This window comes from Streptomyces hyderabadensis, from assembly GCF_020404845.1.
Taxonomy (GTDB): domain Bacteria; phylum Actinomycetota; class Actinomycetes; order Streptomycetales; family Streptomycetaceae; genus Streptomyces; species Streptomyces hyderabadensis.
In genome coordinates, this window is record NZ_JAIOJZ010000001.1 from 219,436 (window position 1) to 234,135 (window position 14,700).

14 protein-coding genes and 1 riboswitch are annotated in these 14,700 nt (G+C 73.8%); of the genes, 7 read left to right on the plus strand and 7 right to left on the minus strand.

The window, feature by feature from the left end:
- Positions 1-25: 25 nt before the first annotated feature.
- From K7854_RS00990 to K7854_RS01010, 5 genes are all read right to left on the minus strand, one after another.
- Positions 26-1,219, minus strand: coding sequence for a hypothetical protein (locus K7854_RS00990; RefSeq protein ID WP_226024402.1), 1,194 nt, complete (start codon positions 1,217-1,219; stop codon positions 26-28).
- 76 nt (positions 1,220-1,295) lie between these two features.
- On the minus strand, positions 1,296-2,312 hold the full coding sequence (locus K7854_RS00995; RefSeq protein WP_226024403.1) for a C40 family peptidase: 1,017 nt from the start codon (positions 2,310-2,312) through the stop codon (positions 1,296-1,298).
- A gap of 215 nt (positions 2,313-2,527) precedes the next feature.
- On the minus strand, positions 2,528-3,571 hold the full coding sequence (locus K7854_RS01000) for a C40 family peptidase (RefSeq protein ID WP_226024404.1): 1,044 nt from the start codon (positions 3,569-3,571) through the stop codon (positions 2,528-2,530).
- 262 nt (positions 3,572-3,833) lie between these two features.
- Complete coding sequence (locus K7854_RS01005; RefSeq protein ID WP_226024405.1) at positions 3,834-5,177, minus strand: NYN domain-containing protein; 1,344 nt, start codon at positions 5,175-5,177, stop codon at positions 3,834-3,836.
- A 62-nt stretch (positions 5,178-5,239) separates the two neighbouring features.
- A complete protein-coding gene (locus tag K7854_RS01010; protein ID WP_052841425.1) occupies positions 5,240-5,479 on the minus strand; it encodes a hypothetical protein in 240 nt (79 codons plus the stop codon).
- 156 nt (positions 5,480-5,635) lie between these two features.
- Here K7854_RS01010 and K7854_RS01015 point away from each other — a divergent pair, with 156 nt between their 5' ends.
- From K7854_RS01015 to K7854_RS01045, 7 genes are all read left to right on the plus strand, one after another.
- Positions 5,636-6,406 (plus strand): rhomboid family intramembrane serine protease, encoded by a 771-nt coding sequence (locus K7854_RS01015; protein WP_226024406.1) that lies wholly within the window; start codon positions 5,636-5,638, stop codon positions 6,404-6,406.
- The gene (locus K7854_RS01020) at positions 6,403-6,684 is read left to right on the plus strand and encodes an Lrp/AsnC family transcriptional regulator (RefSeq protein WP_030186400.1); all 282 of its coding nucleotides are present in this window, start codon (positions 6,403-6,405) and stop codon (positions 6,682-6,684) included. The genes K7854_RS01015 and K7854_RS01020 overlap by 4 nt, the downstream gene beginning before the upstream one ends.
- 141 nt (positions 6,685-6,825) lie before the next feature.
- Positions 6,826-7,110 carry a small secreted hydrophilic protein gene (locus tag K7854_RS01025; protein WP_226024407.1) on the plus strand — a complete coding sequence of 95 codons (285 nt, stop codon included), beginning with the start codon at positions 6,826-6,828 and terminating at the stop codon, positions 7,108-7,110.
- On the plus strand, positions 7,061-8,533 hold the full coding sequence (locus tag K7854_RS01030; protein ID WP_226024408.1) for a sensor histidine kinase: 1,473 nt from the start codon (positions 7,061-7,063) through the stop codon (positions 8,531-8,533). Before K7854_RS01025 ends, K7854_RS01030 begins: the two co-directional genes overlap by 50 nt.
- A complete protein-coding gene (locus K7854_RS01035; protein WP_226024409.1) occupies positions 8,530-9,192 on the plus strand; it encodes a response regulator transcription factor in 663 nt (220 codons plus the stop codon). Before K7854_RS01030 ends, K7854_RS01035 begins: the two co-directional genes overlap by 4 nt.
- Positions 9,193-9,264: 72 nt before the next feature.
- Positions 9,265-10,680 (plus strand): SLC13 family permease, encoded by a 1,416-nt coding sequence (locus K7854_RS01040; protein WP_226024410.1) that lies wholly within the window; start codon positions 9,265-9,267, stop codon positions 10,678-10,680.
- Between the two features lie 10 nt (positions 10,681-10,690).
- On the plus strand, positions 10,691-11,956 hold the full coding sequence (locus tag K7854_RS01045) for a glycerate kinase (protein ID WP_226024411.1): 1,266 nt from the start codon (positions 10,691-10,693) through the stop codon (positions 11,954-11,956).
- Here K7854_RS01045 and K7854_RS01050 read toward each other — a convergent pair.
- Together K7854_RS01050 and trpD are read right to left on the minus strand one after the other, a co-directional pair.
- On the minus strand, positions 11,884-13,263 hold the full coding sequence (locus tag K7854_RS01050; RefSeq protein WP_226024412.1) for an aminotransferase class V-fold PLP-dependent enzyme: 1,380 nt from the start codon (positions 13,261-13,263) through the stop codon (positions 11,884-11,886). The two genes, K7854_RS01045 and K7854_RS01050, sit on opposite strands and share 73 nt — an antisense overlap.
- A 147-nt stretch (positions 13,264-13,410) precedes the next feature.
- Positions 13,411-13,527: riboswitch (SAM riboswitch) on the minus strand.
- Between the two features lie 108 nt (positions 13,528-13,635).
- A complete protein-coding gene (trpD, locus tag K7854_RS01055; protein WP_226024413.1) occupies positions 13,636-14,700 on the minus strand; it encodes an anthranilate phosphoribosyltransferase in 1,065 nt (354 codons plus the stop codon).

The following is a 14,700-nucleotide window of genomic DNA, read 5'->3' on the forward strand; positions in this document are numbered from 1 at the left end:
ACCACGGCCGGCGAGCACCCGCGGCTCAGGCCAGCCCCGCTCGCAGGTACTTCTGCCAGCGTGCCGTGAAGTCCTTCTCCGTGGTGCCGAGCACCTCGTGCAGCGCGCCCTCGACCGCGCCGGTGCGCTCGTCGTGGGCGCCCACGGCGCGGTAGAAGGCGTCCAGCCGGTCCTCGCCCCACTGCTCGGCGATCATCCGGCAGGCCAGCCAGCCGCCCTCGTAGGCCCGGGCCAGTTCGTCCGCCTCGGCGGTGAAGCCGAAGTCCTCGTCCGTCGGCAGCCGCGCGGGCACCCGGCCCCCGGCGACCGCGTCGGCCAGTTCGGGGGCGGCCTGGGCGGCGGTGCGTCCGCTGCCGCGGTAGCCGACCCAGTCGGCGTAGCCCTCGGAGAGCCACAGCGGGGTGGCCGAGGTGGTGTCGGCGCGGGTGGCGACGTGGGTCGTCTCGTGGGTGAGCACGACCTGCTTGCCGAGGTCGCCGAGGAGCCCGTACGCGTCGGGGTTGACGATGATCCGGTCCGCGGGTGCGTGTTCCCGGCCGCCCGTCTCACCGGTGGTGACGGCGGCGATGCCCCGGTAGGAGGAGACCGGGGAGCCGAGCAGGCCCGCCATGCCCTCCACCGACCGGGGCACGACCACGACCACCCGGCGGGACCAGTCGCCGTCCCAGGCGTCCGCGACGGCCGGCACCGCCCGGTCGGCCAGGCCGGCGAAGCGGCGCAGGGCGGCGGTGGACTGCCCGACGCCGAGGACGAGGCTGTGCGTGCCGCGGACGATCTCGACCTTGCCCTGGTCCCAGGGCTGCTGGCCGGACTCCTCGGCGGGGCGGTCGGAGTCGACGGCCCAGGTCCCTGCCGTGCCCTCCCGGCTCAGCCGCACGGTGCGGCCCGCGGTGACGGGGCCCCGGTCGTAGCCGTCGACCCGGTAGCGCAGTTCGACGTCGGCGGTGGCGGTGTCGCCGGTGCGCTCCACGTCCCGTACCCGGTAGGACCAGTCGGCCAGCGGGATCGCGCTCAGGCGGTCGAAGCCGGTGCCGGTGCCGGTGCGCGCGTAGGCGGCCGCGTCGTGGGCGAGGACGGCCGCCGCACGCCGGTCCAGGACCCGCTGGACGTCGGCCCGGGCGGGGTCGGCCGCGGTCCGGCCGCCGCAGGCCACCAGCGCGACGAGCAGCAGGCACAGCGCCACCACCGAGGAACCCGACACCCGCCTTCGACCAGCCATCTTCCCGATCGTACGGGCGAGGGGCCGCGGACGGCACCGGGCGAGCAGAGCGCGGGCGCCGGGAGGGGCCGTGGGGTCACACCCGGGTGACCGAGGAGATCGGCATCATGCCGACCGGGTCGTAGCGCACCGGGGCGCCGGGGTAGGGCGCGTGGATCACCTGCCCGTTGCCGGCGTACATGCCGATGTGGCTGGCGTCGTCGCGGTAGGCGACCAGGTCGCCGGGGCGCGCCTCGGCCAGGGACACGTGCCGTCCGGCGCCGGTCTGCGCCTGCGAGGTGCGCGGGATGCCGACCCCGGCCTGCGCGTAGGCCCACTGGGTCAGGCCCGAGCAGTCGAAGCCGGAGGGGCCGTTGGCGCCCCAGACGTAGGGCTTGCCGAGGGCGGAGCGGGCGGCGGCGAAGGCGGCCGCGGCCCGGCCGGAGGCGGGGGCGGCGGCGCCGGCGAGGGCGGTCAGGTCCTCCCGGCCGGAGCGGGAGCCGCGCCGGTAGGCGTCGCGTTCGTCGTCGGGCAGGGCGGCGAGCAGCGCGCGTGCCTTGGCGAGCTTGCGCTCCACGGTCTTCTTGTGGGCGGCGACGGCCTTGCGGCCCTTCTCCAGCTCGGTGAGCTTGCGGGCCGCCTCGGCCCGGTCCTGGGCGAGGTCGCGCATCGCCTGCTGGAGCTCCCTCAGCTCACCCGCCTGGCGGGTGGTGATCCGGTCCAGCACGGAGGCCCGGTCGAGGTAGTCGTCCGGTTCGGCGGAGAGCAGCAGCGCGAGCGAGGGGTCGATGCCGCCGGAACGGTACTGGGCGCCGGCCAGCGAACCGAGCGCGTCCCGCATGGTGTTGACCCGCTGCTGCTGCCGGGCGATGGAGTCCTGCGCGGTGGTGACCTCCTCGCGCAGCGCGTCGGTGCGGGCGTCGGCCTTGTTGTAGGCCTCGGTCGCCCGCTCCGCCTCGGCGTGCAGCCGGTCCACCTCCGCCCGCCGGTCGTCGTGCGGGGCGGCCGCGGCCGGTACGGCGCCCAGGAGCGCGGCGGCCACGGAGAGCAGGCCGACGGCGGCGGTGGAGCCGCGGTCGAACCCGGATGGTGCAAGGCGGCGATGGGACCCCACGGGAAGCCGCACTCCTTCCGCTGGCGGACGGGGAAACGCGGCAGACAGTAACCCCACGGCGGGGCACCGGCCAACGACCTCGGGGGCCGCGCAACGCGACGCCCCGCCGCTGACGCAGGTCACCGGCGGGGCGGGGGGTCACAGGGCCCGGACGTGATTCGCCCGAACGGGCGGCACGGCGGGGGTGACTCCGGGTGGCGCGGGAGGCGTCGGGATCAGACCCGGACGCCGAACATGAACGGACCGCCGATGGTGCCCATCGACTCGTAGCGGACGTTGGTGCCGGTGCGCGGCGCGTGCAGGACCTGGCCGTTGCCGGCGTAGAGGCCGACGTGGTGCAGGTCGCTGAAGAAGAAGACGAGGTCGCCGACCTGGAGGTCGCTCATCGAGGAGATGCGCGTGCCGTAGTTGGCCTGCGCCTGGGAGGTGCGCGGGATGCCGACGCCGGCCTGCGCGTACGCCCAGGAGGTCAGGCCCGAGCAGTCGAAGGAGGACGGTCCGGTGGCGCCGTAGACGTACGGCGTGCCTATCTTGCTCTGGGCGGCGGCGAAGGCGGCGCCCGCGCGGCCGGAGGCGGGGGTGGTCTTGCCGCCGGTGAGGACCTGGCGCTCGCTGGCGCGGTTAGAGCGCTGCTCCTCCTCCTGGAGGGCGGCCCGCTCCTGCGCGGTGAGCGTGTTGAGCAGCTTCTGCGCGGACGAGAGCTTGCCCTGGACCTGCTTCTTCTTCTTGCCCAGTTCGGTGCGGGTGGCGGAGAGGTCCTTGAGCTTCTCGGAGGCCTCGGAGCGCTGCTGGGCGAGGTCGCGCTGCTTGGTCTGGATCTTCTTCAGCGCCTCGACCTGCTGACCGCTCAGCTGGTCCAGGGTGGAGGCCTTGTCCAGGTAGTTGTCCGGGTCGGCGGACAGGAAGAGCTGGAGCGAGGGGTCGATGCCGCCGGAGCGGTACTGGGCGCTGGCCATCGAACCGAGGCCGTCGCGCAGCTCGTTGAGCTCCTCCTGGCCGCGGGCGACGTTGTCCTGGATGGTGGAGATCTCCTTCTGGAGCTTCTCCTGCTTCTCCTTGGCGCCGTTGTACTTCTCGGTGGCCTGCTCGGCCTCCTCGTAGAGCTTGTCGACCTTGGCCTTGACCTCGTCCTTGCTCGGCTTCTCACTCGGGGCCGCGTTGGCGGCCTGGGAGCTGAGAGCGACAGCGGCGGCGGCAGCGGTGGTGAGCACGGTCACGCGCGTGCGGCTCGGCTGCTTGGGACGACGGTGGGACGCCACGGAGACGAGCTCCTTCTTGAGAGGGATCACCCGTGCGAGGGTTCGAAGGGTGACCCTAGTGACCCACTCGTGATCAGTTCAAATCCTCCGCCGAAAAATCACGGTTACGCACCGCGATTTCCGCCGCAACTCACCTGCAGTGACGCCCATCTGACGCTACGTTGCGTGACGCTTCCGTCAATTCGGGCATAGAGCGCCTACGTTACGGTTGGTGCGGAAGTGAAGAGAAGTGGCCGGAAGCCAACGCGAAGCGAACGAGCGGCTAGGAAAGCCGCTTGAGGAGCACCGCGGACGCCACCGGGCGTGCGCCCGCGCGCGCCACGCCGTCGGCGACCTCGCGGTCGGTGGAGACGACGATGACCGGCCGGCCCGGCGGCTCCGCCCGCACCAGCTGGCGGATCAGCTCGTCGGCGGTGACCCCGGGCTTGGAGAACAGCACCCGCACCCCGCGCGGCGGCGCGAGCAGCACCGGCGCCACGAGTTCGGCCCCGTCGAAGACGCAGGTCATCTCGGCGCCGGTCTGCGCGGCGAGCTGGGAGAGCTGGCCGAGCAGCCGCAGCCGCTGCTTCTCCAGGGGCATCTGCGGATAGCCGGTCTTGGTGACGTTGTAGCCGTCGACCACCAGGTGGGCCTGGGGCAGCGCCAGCAACTGGTCCAGGATCGCCGGGTCGTTCTCGGACAGGGCCCGGTTGGCGATGTCCTTCGGCGTCATCCGGCCCGGCTCGACCGCGTCCACGGTCTCGGCGGGCCGCACCGACACCGGGGGCAGCGCCAGCTCGCGGCGCAGCCCCTGGGTGGCGTCGAGGAGGGTGTCCAGGAGCAGCCGTACGCGCATGTCCTCGACGCTGCGCCCCTCCCGGGCGGCCTTGCGGGTGGCCTCCAGGGCCGCCTCGGCCTCCCCCAGCCGGCCCTTGAGCCGCCGGGTCTCGCTCTCGGCGGCGGACACCTGGGTCTGCCCCTCGGCCCGGACCGCGTCCAGCTCGGCCCGGACCTTGCGCAGCGCCGCCTCGCCGCGCTTGACGTCGCTGAGGGCGGCGCGCAGCTTGCGGTGCAGCGACTCGGCCTCCCGCTTCGCCGCGTCCAGCTCGCCGCGCAGCCGCTCGGTCTCGGTCCTGGTGTGCTCCCGGGCCCGGGACAGCTCCTCGTGCAGCCGTTCCAGCTCCGCGCGGTTCTCCTCGTCGGCGCGCTCGGCGTCCGCGCGCTGCGCCTCCTCGCCGGCGGCGGTGACCAGCTTCACCCAGCCGTGCGGGCGCAGCACGTAGGCCGCGGCGGCCACGTCCAGCGGGTCGGCGGCCGGGGGCGGGGAGCCGGCGTCCAGGGCACCGCACAGCTCGGGCTGGGCGTCGCGGAACTTCTCGCCGATGCGCTGGCGGAAGAGCGGGTCGGTCTCCACGGCGGCGGCCATGGCGTTGCCGGCGAACTTGGCCCGGCGGTTCGGGGCGAACCTGGCGTACTGCCTCAGCTGGGCGGGCAGCTCGCCCAGGGTCAGCGAACCGAAGCCGTCGGACACGATCTGCACGACCCGGCGGCGCACGCCGTCGGGCAGCGGGCGGTCGAGCACCTCAGCGGTGCCGTCGTCCGGCCCCCCGCCGTGTGTCTCCACCATCCGTCACCCCAATGTCTCAGGGCGATCCCGGACCGGAATCGCCTGGTGCGGGGCCGCTCCGCTCAGGAGGCGGCACCCGGCCTGTCCACGAGTTCCACCTGGTCCACGGCGTTGCACCAGCGGCACCGCACCGACTCGATGGTCTCACTGAGCACCTCGCGCTCCTCCACCGTCGGCTCACCGGCCAGATCGAGGTGCACGTACTCGACGACCTTCGAGGCCCGGGTCACGTCGAAGCGGGTGAGGTTGCCGCACAGGGTGCAGCGCCACCGCGTCGTGTCGGTCGGCAGGGGAACCGTCATCGTGGCTGTCCGCTCTCTTCCAGTGTCGGTGACGCGCCGGGCTCCCCCGGTGCGTGTGGCTCGTAACCCTACGGCCTGGCGGGTACCCGACGCCCGCGTGTCCACGGCGGCGAGGCGCTATGAGCCCTCGCGCCCGTTACGTCATGCTCTGTGTCCATGATCCGCAACTGGAGCAAGGCGGTCCGCAGCACGGTCACGGCGGCCCGGGCGCTCGCCCCCGTCCGCTCGCCGCGGCGCCGGGCGGCGCCCGTGACGTACACGCTGATCACGCTGTGCTGTCTGCTGTTCCTGATCAGCCCGGCCGCGGGCCTGAATCCGGTGTACGGCACCGGGGAGGAGGTGCTGGCGGCGCAGCGCGCCTACTTCCGGCGCTGGGGCGTGATCCCCGCAGAACTGTTCGAGGACTCCCCCGGGTCGGCGCTCACCCCGGCCACGGCGCTGTTCGTGCACGGCAGCTGGGTGCACCTGCTGGGCAACATGCTCTTCCTCTACGTCTTCGGCGCGATGACCGAGGAACGGATGGGCCGGCTCCAGTTCGCCCTGTTCTACCTCGGCTGCGGCTACCTGGCCCTGCTGGGCTACGCCGGTGCCAACGCCCACTCCCAGGAGTCCCTGGTCGGCGCCTCGGGGGCGATCTCCGCGGTCCTCGGCGCCTTCCTGTTCCTCTTCCCGCGGGCCCGGGTGACCAGCCTGCTGCCCTTCCTCTTCTTCCTGCCGCTGCGCTTCCCGGCCTGGGTCGTGCTGCCGTTCTGGGTGACCCTGCAGTGGCTGGCGGCGGGACGGGCCGGCGACGGTCCGGGGGTGGCCTACCTCGCGCACCTGGTGGGCTTCGGCCTGGGCTTCGCCTACGCCTGGGTGCGGTTCGGACGTACGACTAGAGTTGGTGGCGTTCCAGTGGCGGCGCCCGAGGGAGAGAACCAGCCGTGATCAGCGCGATCGTCCTCATCAAGACCAGCGTGGACCGCATTCCCGAGATCGCGGAGCAGATCGCCGCGCTGGAGAGCGTCAGCGAGGTCTTCTCCGTCACCGGCACCTACGACCTGATCGCCATGGTCCGGGTGAGCAAGCACGAGGACCTGGCCGAGGTCATCCCCGGCCGGATCAGCAAGATCCCCGGCGTGGAGGGCACCGACACCCACGTGGCCTTCCGCACCTACTCCCAGCACGACCTGGAGGCGGCCTTCGCCATCGGCCTGGACAACTGAGACGCGCCCCAAAGGGGCGCGGGGAACTGCGCGACCAGCCACGACGGCGCCGCAGCCGACCAACGAGCCGGGGCACCGGATGAAGAGTTCTTCACCCGGCACTCATCCGGCCCGCGGAAAACCCCGCGCAGAATCCACCGCATGGTCTTCTCCCGCCGCATGGCGGCCCTCGCGGCCGTCGTCCTGATCCCCCTCGGCATCGCCGCGACCAGCTTCGCCCTGACCGACAGCCCGCAGGAGCCCAAGGTCCCGGCCAAGGTGGAGCTGGAGAGCGGCTCCCCCAGCCCGCGGCCTGCCTCCTCCTCGCCCGAGCCGACGCCCAGCGACCAGGTGGTGACGCGGCCGCCGGTGACCGACGGCCCTTCGGATGACGACGATGACGACGACCGGGGCGGCGACGCCGACGACGGGCCCGGCGACGGATGAGCGCGAGCGCCGCCGGGTCTCGGCCCGGGTCCGCATCCTGCTGTGGCTGCTGCTCGTGATGGCGGTCGCGCTGGCCTCGGTGGCGGCGACCACCCGCTCGATCCTGCTGCGCGACACCGACCAGCGGATCAACGGCCTGCTCGCGCAGGAGGCCGGGGAGTTCGCCAACTTCGAGGAGCAGGGCTTCGACCCGGAGACGGGCCGCCCGTTCACCGACCCGGGCCGGCTGCTGCGGGTCTTCCTGGAGCGGCAGTACGCCGACCTGGACGAGGAGCTGGTCGGCCTGGTGGGCGAGGTGGGCAGCAGGCCCACGCAGATCATCCAGCAGCGCGAGATCCCGGTCGACCGGCCCCTGCACGAGGACGCCGACGCCCGGCGCCGCATCTACGCCTCCCCCGACTCCTCCGGCACCCTGCACCGGCCCGAGGGCGAGATCCGCTGGGCCAAGGTCACCGTGGCCCGCTACGGCGGCGAACCGGCGGCCGCGTTCGTGGTGGCCTTCCACCCGGGGCGCGAACAGGCCCGCGCGGACGAGGTGTTCCGCGTCCTGCTCGCCATCTCCGGCGTCGCCCTGCTGATGACGACCGGCATCGCCTGGGTGGTCGCGGGCCGCATCCTCAAGCCGGTGCGGCTGGTGCGCACGACCGCCGCCCAGCTCACCGAGCAGGACCTGACCCGGCGCATCCCGGTGCACGGCCACGACGACGTGGCGGCCCTCGCCGAGACGTTCAACGCCATGCTGGACCGGCTGGAGCGCGCCTTCGCCACCCAGCGCCGGTTCGTCGACGACGCGGGCCACGAGCTGCGCACCCCGATCACCATCGTGCGCGGCCACCTGGAGCTGATGGGCGACGATCCGGCGGAGCGTGAGGAGACCGTCCGCCTCGTCACCGACGAACTGGACCGGATGAGCCGCATCGTCGAGGACCTGCTGCTGCTCGCCAAGGCCGAACGCCCCGACTTCGTCACCCCCGAGCCGGTGCAGCTCGCCGAACTCACCGCCGACGTCTACGTCAAGGCCCGCACCCTGGGCGACCGGGAGTGGGTGCTGGGCGAGGTCGCCGACCGGGAGGCGCACCTCGATCCCCAGCGGATCACCCAGGCCATGGTGCAGCTCGCGCAGAACGCCGTGCAGCACACCACGGCCGGTCAGCGGGTCCGCATAGGCTCCCGCGCCGACGGTTCACGGATCGAGCTGTACGTCGCCGACTCCGGGCCCGGCGTCCAGCCGCAGGACGCCGAGGTGATCTTCGAGCGGTTCCGGCGCGGCACCGCCCGGCGCGGAGTGCGCGGCACGGGCGCCGGGCTCGGCCTCTCGATCGTGCGGGCGATCGCCGAGGGCCACGGCGGCCGGGTCGACCTGCGCACCACCGAGGGCGGCGGCGCCACCTTCGTACTCACACTGGAAGAGGCACGACCATGAACCGCATCCTCATCGTCGAGGACGAGGAGCGCATCGCCTCCTTCGTCGAGAAGGGCCTGCGCGCCAACGGCTTCACCACCACCGCGGTCGCCGACGGCGAGGCCGCCTACGCGTACGCCCTCACCGGCGGCTTCGACCTGGTCGTCCTGGACATCGGGCTGCCCGGCCGGGACGGCTTCACGGTCCTGCGGGAGCTGCGCGAGGCCCGGGTGACGACCCCGGTGATCGTGCTGACCGCCCGGGACTCGGTACGGGACACGGTGGCCGGTCTGGAGGGCGGCGCCGACGACTGGATGACCAAGCCGTTCCGCTTCGAGGAACTGCTCGCCCGGGTGCGGCTGCGGCTGCGCACGGCGGCCAGGGCGCCGGAGGTGACGGTGCTGCGCTCCGGCGACCTCTCCCTGGACCTGCGCACCCGCCGGGCCCGCGCCGGGGACCGGACGGTGGACCTGACGGCCCGTGAGTTCGTGCTGCTCGAACTGTTCCTGCGGCACCCGGGGCAGGTCCTGTCGCGGGAGCAGATCCTGTCCCACGTGTGGGGCTACGACTTCGACCCGGGCTCCAACATCGTGGACGTGTACGTGCGGGCGCTGCGCAAGAAGCTGGGGGCGCACCGCGTGGAGACGGTGCGGGGCATGGGGTACCGGCTGCCGGGATGACCGGCTTTCGCGTGAAGTTTCCTTCATGTCGGGCTCATTGAGGACTCACCGCCCGGAAGAACCCTCGATGGCGTGACGTTGAACCTCCGCCTCGGGGCGGCCCTGTGCGCGGCGCTGTCCCTGTGCGCGCTGCTGGCGGTCCCCGCCAACTTCCCCGCCCTGGGCGGCGACGCGCGCCTCACCCTCGCCGTGTTCGCGCTGGCCACCTGCGCCTGGATCGGTACGCCGATCGACGACACGTACATCGCGCTGGGCGCCGGACTGGCGCTGACCGCGACCGGCGTCATCAGCAGCGACACCCTCTTCGGCACCCTCGGCGAAGACACGGTGTGGCTGCTGATCTGCGCCTTCGTACTGGCGGCCGCGGTCGCCCGGACGGGGCTCGCGGGGCGGGCCGCGGCGTTCCTGGTGGGCGGGGCGCGCACGGTGCGGCAGTTGGTGCACCTGACGACGGCCGCGCTGGTCGTCACGGCCTTCGCGGTGCCGGCCACCTCGGGCCGGGCGGCGCTCGCGCTGCCGGTGTTCCTCGCCCTCGCCAAGGCGCTCGCCGACCGGAAGCGACTGGTCGTGATGCTGGCGCTGCTGTTCCCGACCGTGATCCTGCTGTCGGCGGTGGCGACCCTGATCGGCGCGGGCGCGCATCTGATCACGGTGTCGGTGCTGTGGGAGGCGACCGGGGACCGGATCGGCTTCACCCAGTGGCTGCTGCTCGGCCTGCCGCTGGCGGTCGCCTCCTCCCACCTCGCCGCCGAGACGGTCCTGCTGACGACCACGCGGCGCGCGGACCGCGCGGGCCCCGTCCACATCCGTGCCGAGGAGATACAGCGGCACAGCGAGAGCCCGGTCACCGGGCCGTGGACGCAGGCGGAGAAGCGCTGCGCGCTGCTGCTGGCCACGGTGGTGGCCCTGTGGTGCAGCGAGCCCCTGCACCGGGTCTCCCCCGCCGTCGTGGCGCTGATCGGCGCGGTCGTCGCGTCCTCCCCGGCGCTGGGCACCGTACGGCTCAAGGACGCGCTGAAGACCGTCCCGTGGTCGCTGCTGCTGTTCATGGCCGCCACGATGGCGATGGGCGTCGCGCTGGCCGACTCCGGCGCGGCGAAGTGGCTGGTGTCGGGCCTGCCCGCGGACGTCGCCCCGGGCGTCTTCCTCGGCGTGGTGGTCGCGGTGAGCACGGCGGCCCACCTGGTCCTGCAGTCCCGTTCGGCCCGCTCCTCGGTCCTGGTCCCGCTGGTGATCGCGGCGGCCGTCGGCGCCGGGGTCAACCCGGTCGCCGCCGCGCTCGCCTCCACGGCGGCGGCCGGGTTCTGCCACACGCTCCCGGCCTCCGCCAAGCCGGTCACGCTCTTCTCCGACGTCCCCGGCGTCCCCACCTACACCCCGCGCGACCTGCTGCGGCTGTCCGCCGTCCTGGCGCCGCTGACCGCCCTGCTCGTGCTGTTCTTCGCCGCCGCGGTCTGGCCGCTGCTCGGCGTGCCCGTGACCCGCTGAAGGAGCCCCCGTGTCCTCTCCGTACCCCCCGGCCTCTCCGTCCCGTGTACTGAACCGTGTCGTCGTGGCGCCCAGCGGCTTCAAGGAGTCGCTGTCCGCCCAGGCCGCCGCCGACGCCATCGCGGCGGGCGTCCGCCGGGTGCTGCCGGAGGCCGAGATCGACCGGATCCCCCTGGTCGACGGCGGCGAGGGAACCGCCGTCGCGCTGGCGTCGGCGACCGGCGGACGGCTGGTCGCGCTGGCCGCCACCGGTCCGGTCGGCGACCGGGTCGGCACCCACTTCGCGCTGCTCGGCGGCAAGGACACGGCGGTGGTGGAGATGGCCGCCGTCGCGGGCCTGTCCCTGGTGCCCCGCGCCCTGCGCGACCCCGGCGCCACCACCACGTACGGCGTCGGCGAGTTGCTGCGCGCCGCGCTCGACACCGGGGTGCGGCGCGTCCTGGTGGGCTGCGGCGACTCGGGCACCTCCGACGGGGGCGCGGGCGCGCTCCAGGCGCTCGGGGCGCGGCTGCTGGACGCGGACGGCTTCGAGCTGGCGCCCGGCGGACGGGAGCTGAACCGCCTGGTCCGCATCGACCCGTCCGGTCTGGACGCCCGGCTGAAGGACACCGAGCTGCTCGTCGCCTGCAACCCCTACAACGTGCTGTGCGGACAGCGCGGCGTGGCCCGGGTGTTCGGACCGCAGAAGGGGGCGACGCCCGCGCAGGTCGAGGAGTTGTCGGCCGGGCTGGAGAACTGGGCGCGCGTCCTCACCCGCGACCTCGGCGTGGCCGGCACCGATCTGCGCACGGGCGCGGGCACCGGTGCCTCCGGCGGTCTGGGCGCGGGGCTCGCCGCCGTCGGCGCCCGGCTGCTGCCCCGCTTCGACGTGCTCCTCGACCATGTCGACCTGGACGCCCGCCTCGCCCGCGCCGACCTGGTGCTCACCGCCGAGGGCGCCCTGGACCACCAGACGCCGCGCGGCAAGGTCCCGGCCGAGGTGGCGCGCCGCGCCAAGCTCTCCGGGCGGCCGGTCCTGGCCCTGGCCGGCACGCTCGGCGAGGGAGCGCACGAGGTGCCGGGGGTGGACGCCTGCCACGGGATCATGCCGGCGCCGATGGCCCTGGCGGACGCGCTGGTGCGCGCCTCCGAACTCCTCACGGACGCCACGGAGCGGGCGCTGCGGATGATCGTGCTGGGGTCGCGGCTGCCGGGCCGGGCGGCTCAGGCGCCGGTACCGGCCGCGGGGGCGGCGGAGGTGGTGTCGGGCACGCAGCGCCCGTCCTCGGTGCGGTAGTTCCAGCGGGCGCCGTCGCTCACCAGCTCCTTGACGGCGCCGACGAACCGCTCGACGTGCTCGTCGGGGGTGCCGGCGCCGAAGCTGACGCGGATGGCGTTGAGGGACTTCTCGCCGGGCGCTGCCTCGGGCGCCCCGCACTCGCCCTGGGTCTGCGGGTCGCTGCCGAGCAGGGTGCGCACCAGCGGGTGGGCGCAGAACAGTCCGTCGCGCACGCCGATGCCGTACTCGGCGGACAGGGCGGCGGCGAAGTGCGAGCTGTTCCAGCCCTCGACGACGAAGGAGAGCACCCCGACGCGCGGCGCGTCGTCGCCGAAGAGGGACAGGATCCGCACCTCGGGCACCCCGGCGAGGCCCTCGCGCACCTTCCGGATCAGGTACTCCTCGCGGGCCACCAGCGCGTCGAACCCGGCCTCGGTGAGCACCTTGCAGGCGGAGGCGATGGCGTAGGCGCCGATGACGTTGGGCGACCCGGCCTCATGGCGGGCGGCGCTGTCGTGCCACTGCACGTCCACACCGCCGTCCGCGCGCCGGGTCACGCTGCGGCTGGCGCCGCCGCCGGCCAGGTACGGCTCGGCCTCGCGCAGCCAGTCGGCCCGCCCGGCCAGTACGCCGGAGCCGAAGGGCGCGTACAGCTTGTGCCCGGAGAAGGCGACCCAGTCGACGTCGAGGTCGGTCACCGAGACGGCGTGGTGCGGGGCGAGCTGGGCGGCGTCCAGCACGATCCGGGCGCCGTGCGCGTGGGCGGCGGCGGCCAGTTCCCGCACCGGCCACAGCTCGCCGGTGACGTTGGAGGCGCCGGTGACGCAGACCAGGGCGGGCCCGTACGGCTCCCGTGCGGCGAGGGCGCGCTCCAGGGTCTCGACGGCCTGCGCGGGGGTGCGCGGGGCGTCGAGGTAGGTCACGTCGGCGTCCCGCCAGGGCAGCAGCGAGGCGTGGTGCTCGGTCTCGAAGACGAAGACCCGGCAGTGGGCGGGCAGCGCGGCGGCGAGCAGGTTCAGGGAGTCGGTGGTGGACCGGGTGAAGACCACCTGGTCCTCGTCCCGGCAGCCGAGGAACTCGGCGACGGTCCTGCGGGCGTTCTCGAACAGGTCGGTCGACAGCTGCGAGAGGTACCCGGCGCCCCGGTGGACGCTGCCGTAGTACGGGGCGTAGGCGGCCACGTCGTCCCAGACCCGCTGGAGCGCGGGCGCGCTGGCGGCGTAGTCGAGCGCGGCGTAGGTGACCTCCCCGCCGGTGACGAGCGGCACGGTGACGTCCCGGCCGAGAACGGGCAGCGGGGTGGCGACAGCGGTGGGTACGGACATGGCGGACTCCCGTGAGGACCAGCGCGCGGCGAGGCGCTGTGAAAGAGGAAAAAAGGGGGATGCGGAGGCGGGGCTCTGCGGCCCTATCGCATTCGCTGGTTCACGGGAGACTCCCTCGGACGACCCAGGACCCCTGGTTTCGCGAGGGGTCCGCGCTTGCCGTGGACCTTGCTGTCCACGACCTGGTCTTCACCCGGGGCACCCCGCCACGGACGGAGGGTTGCCGGACAGTCGGCCGGGGCCTCGTGACTGTCACTCATGACCTGTCGAAAAACCTAGGGGAACTGATCGGCGTCCCGCAACCCGAGTCCGGATCGCGGGACGCACGTCACACGGACCGCCGTACCGCTGTACCGCCGGCCGTACTGCCGCTCAGGCGTTGCTGACGGCGACCCAGCGCTCCAGCGCCCGGCGGGCCGCCCCGGAGTCGATCGCCTCGGCCGCCCGGTCCATCCCGGCCCGCAGCCGCTCCGCCAGGGCCCCCTCGCCGGGCTCCAGGGCGGCCAGGGCCGCCGCCGAGTTCAGCAGGACCGCGTCCCGGACCGGGCCCGTCTCGCCGGCCAGCAGCCGACGGGCGACGTCGGCGTTGTAGGAGGCGTCGGCGCCGCGCAGCGCCTCGACCGGCACCAGCTCGATGCCGACGTCCCGCGGGTCGAAGGTCTCCTCGGTCACCCGGCCCCCGCGCACGGTCCACACCCGGGAGGTGGCGGTCGTGGTCAGCTCGTCCAGTCCGTCGTCGCCGCGGAAGACCAGCGACGAGTGACCGCGCTCGGCGAAGACACCGGCGATGATCGGCGCCATCCGGGCGTCGGCGACCCCGACCGCCTGGGCCTTCACCCGGGCGGGGTTGGTCAGCGGGCCCAGGAAGTTGAACACCGTGCGGATGCCGAGCTGGCCGCGGGCCGCCGCCACGTGGCGCAGCGCCGGGTGGAACTTCACGGCGAAGCAGAACGTGATGCCGGCTTCCTCGGCAACCTCCGCCACCCGCGCGGGCGTCAGCTCCAGGTTGACCCCGAGCTTCTCCAGGACGTCGGAGGCCCCGGACGCCGAGGAGGCGGCGCGGCTGCCGTGCTTGACGACCTTGGCGCCCGTGCCGGCCAGGACGATCGCCGACATGGTGGAGATGTTGACCGTCTTGGCGCCGTCGCCGCCGGTGCCGACGATGTCGACGGTCTCCCCCGGCACCTCGATCACGTTGGCGTGGTCGTACATCGTGCGGACGAGGCCGGAGATCTCCTCGACGGTCTCCCCCTTGGCCCGCAGGGCCACGGCGAAACCGGAGATCTGCGCGTCGGTCGCCTCACCGCGCATGATCACGTCCAGCGCCCAGGCGGTGTCGTCCGCGCTCAGGTCGCGGCCGTCCAGCAGTCCGTTCAGCAGGGCGGGCCAGGAGCGGTCCGCCGTGGTGTCGCCTCCAGCGGGGGTCACAGCGCTCAT

What these genes read in the sequence shown, in the direction of transcription:
- K7854_RS01025 (WP_226024407.1), top strand. Translation starts at nt 6,826, where the DNA reads ATGGTCTTCTCCCGCCGCATGGCGGCCCTCGCGGCCGTCGTCCTGATC.
- K7854_RS01005 (WP_226024405.1), bottom strand. Translation starts at nt 5,177, where the DNA reads ATGGTGGAGACACACGGCGGGGGGCCGGACGACGGCACCGCTGAGGTG.
- K7854_RS01015 (WP_226024406.1), top strand. Translation starts at nt 5,636, where the DNA reads ATGATCCGCAACTGGAGCAAGGCGGTCCGCAGCACGGTCACGGCGGCC.
- K7854_RS01050 (WP_226024412.1), bottom strand. Translation starts at nt 13,263, where the DNA reads ATGTCCGTACCCACCGCTGTCGCCACCCCGCTGCCCGTTCTCGGCCGG.
- K7854_RS00990 (WP_226024402.1), bottom strand. Translation starts at nt 1,219, where the DNA reads ATGGCTGGTCGAAGGCGGGTGTCGGGTTCCTCGGTGGTGGCGCTGTGC.
- trpD (WP_226024413.1), bottom strand. Translation starts at nt 14,700, where the DNA reads ATGAGCGCTGTGACCCCCGCTGGAGGCGACACCACGGCGGACCGCTCC.
- K7854_RS01035 (WP_226024409.1), top strand. Translation starts at nt 8,530, where the DNA reads ATGAACCGCATCCTCATCGTCGAGGACGAGGAGCGCATCGCCTCCTTC.
- K7854_RS01030 (WP_226024408.1), top strand. Translation starts at nt 7,061, where the DNA reads ATGACGACGACCGGGGCGGCGACGCCGACGACGGGCCCGGCGACGGAT.
- K7854_RS01010 (WP_052841425.1), bottom strand. Translation starts at nt 5,479, where the DNA reads ATGACGGTTCCCCTGCCGACCGACACGACGCGGTGGCGCTGCACCCTG.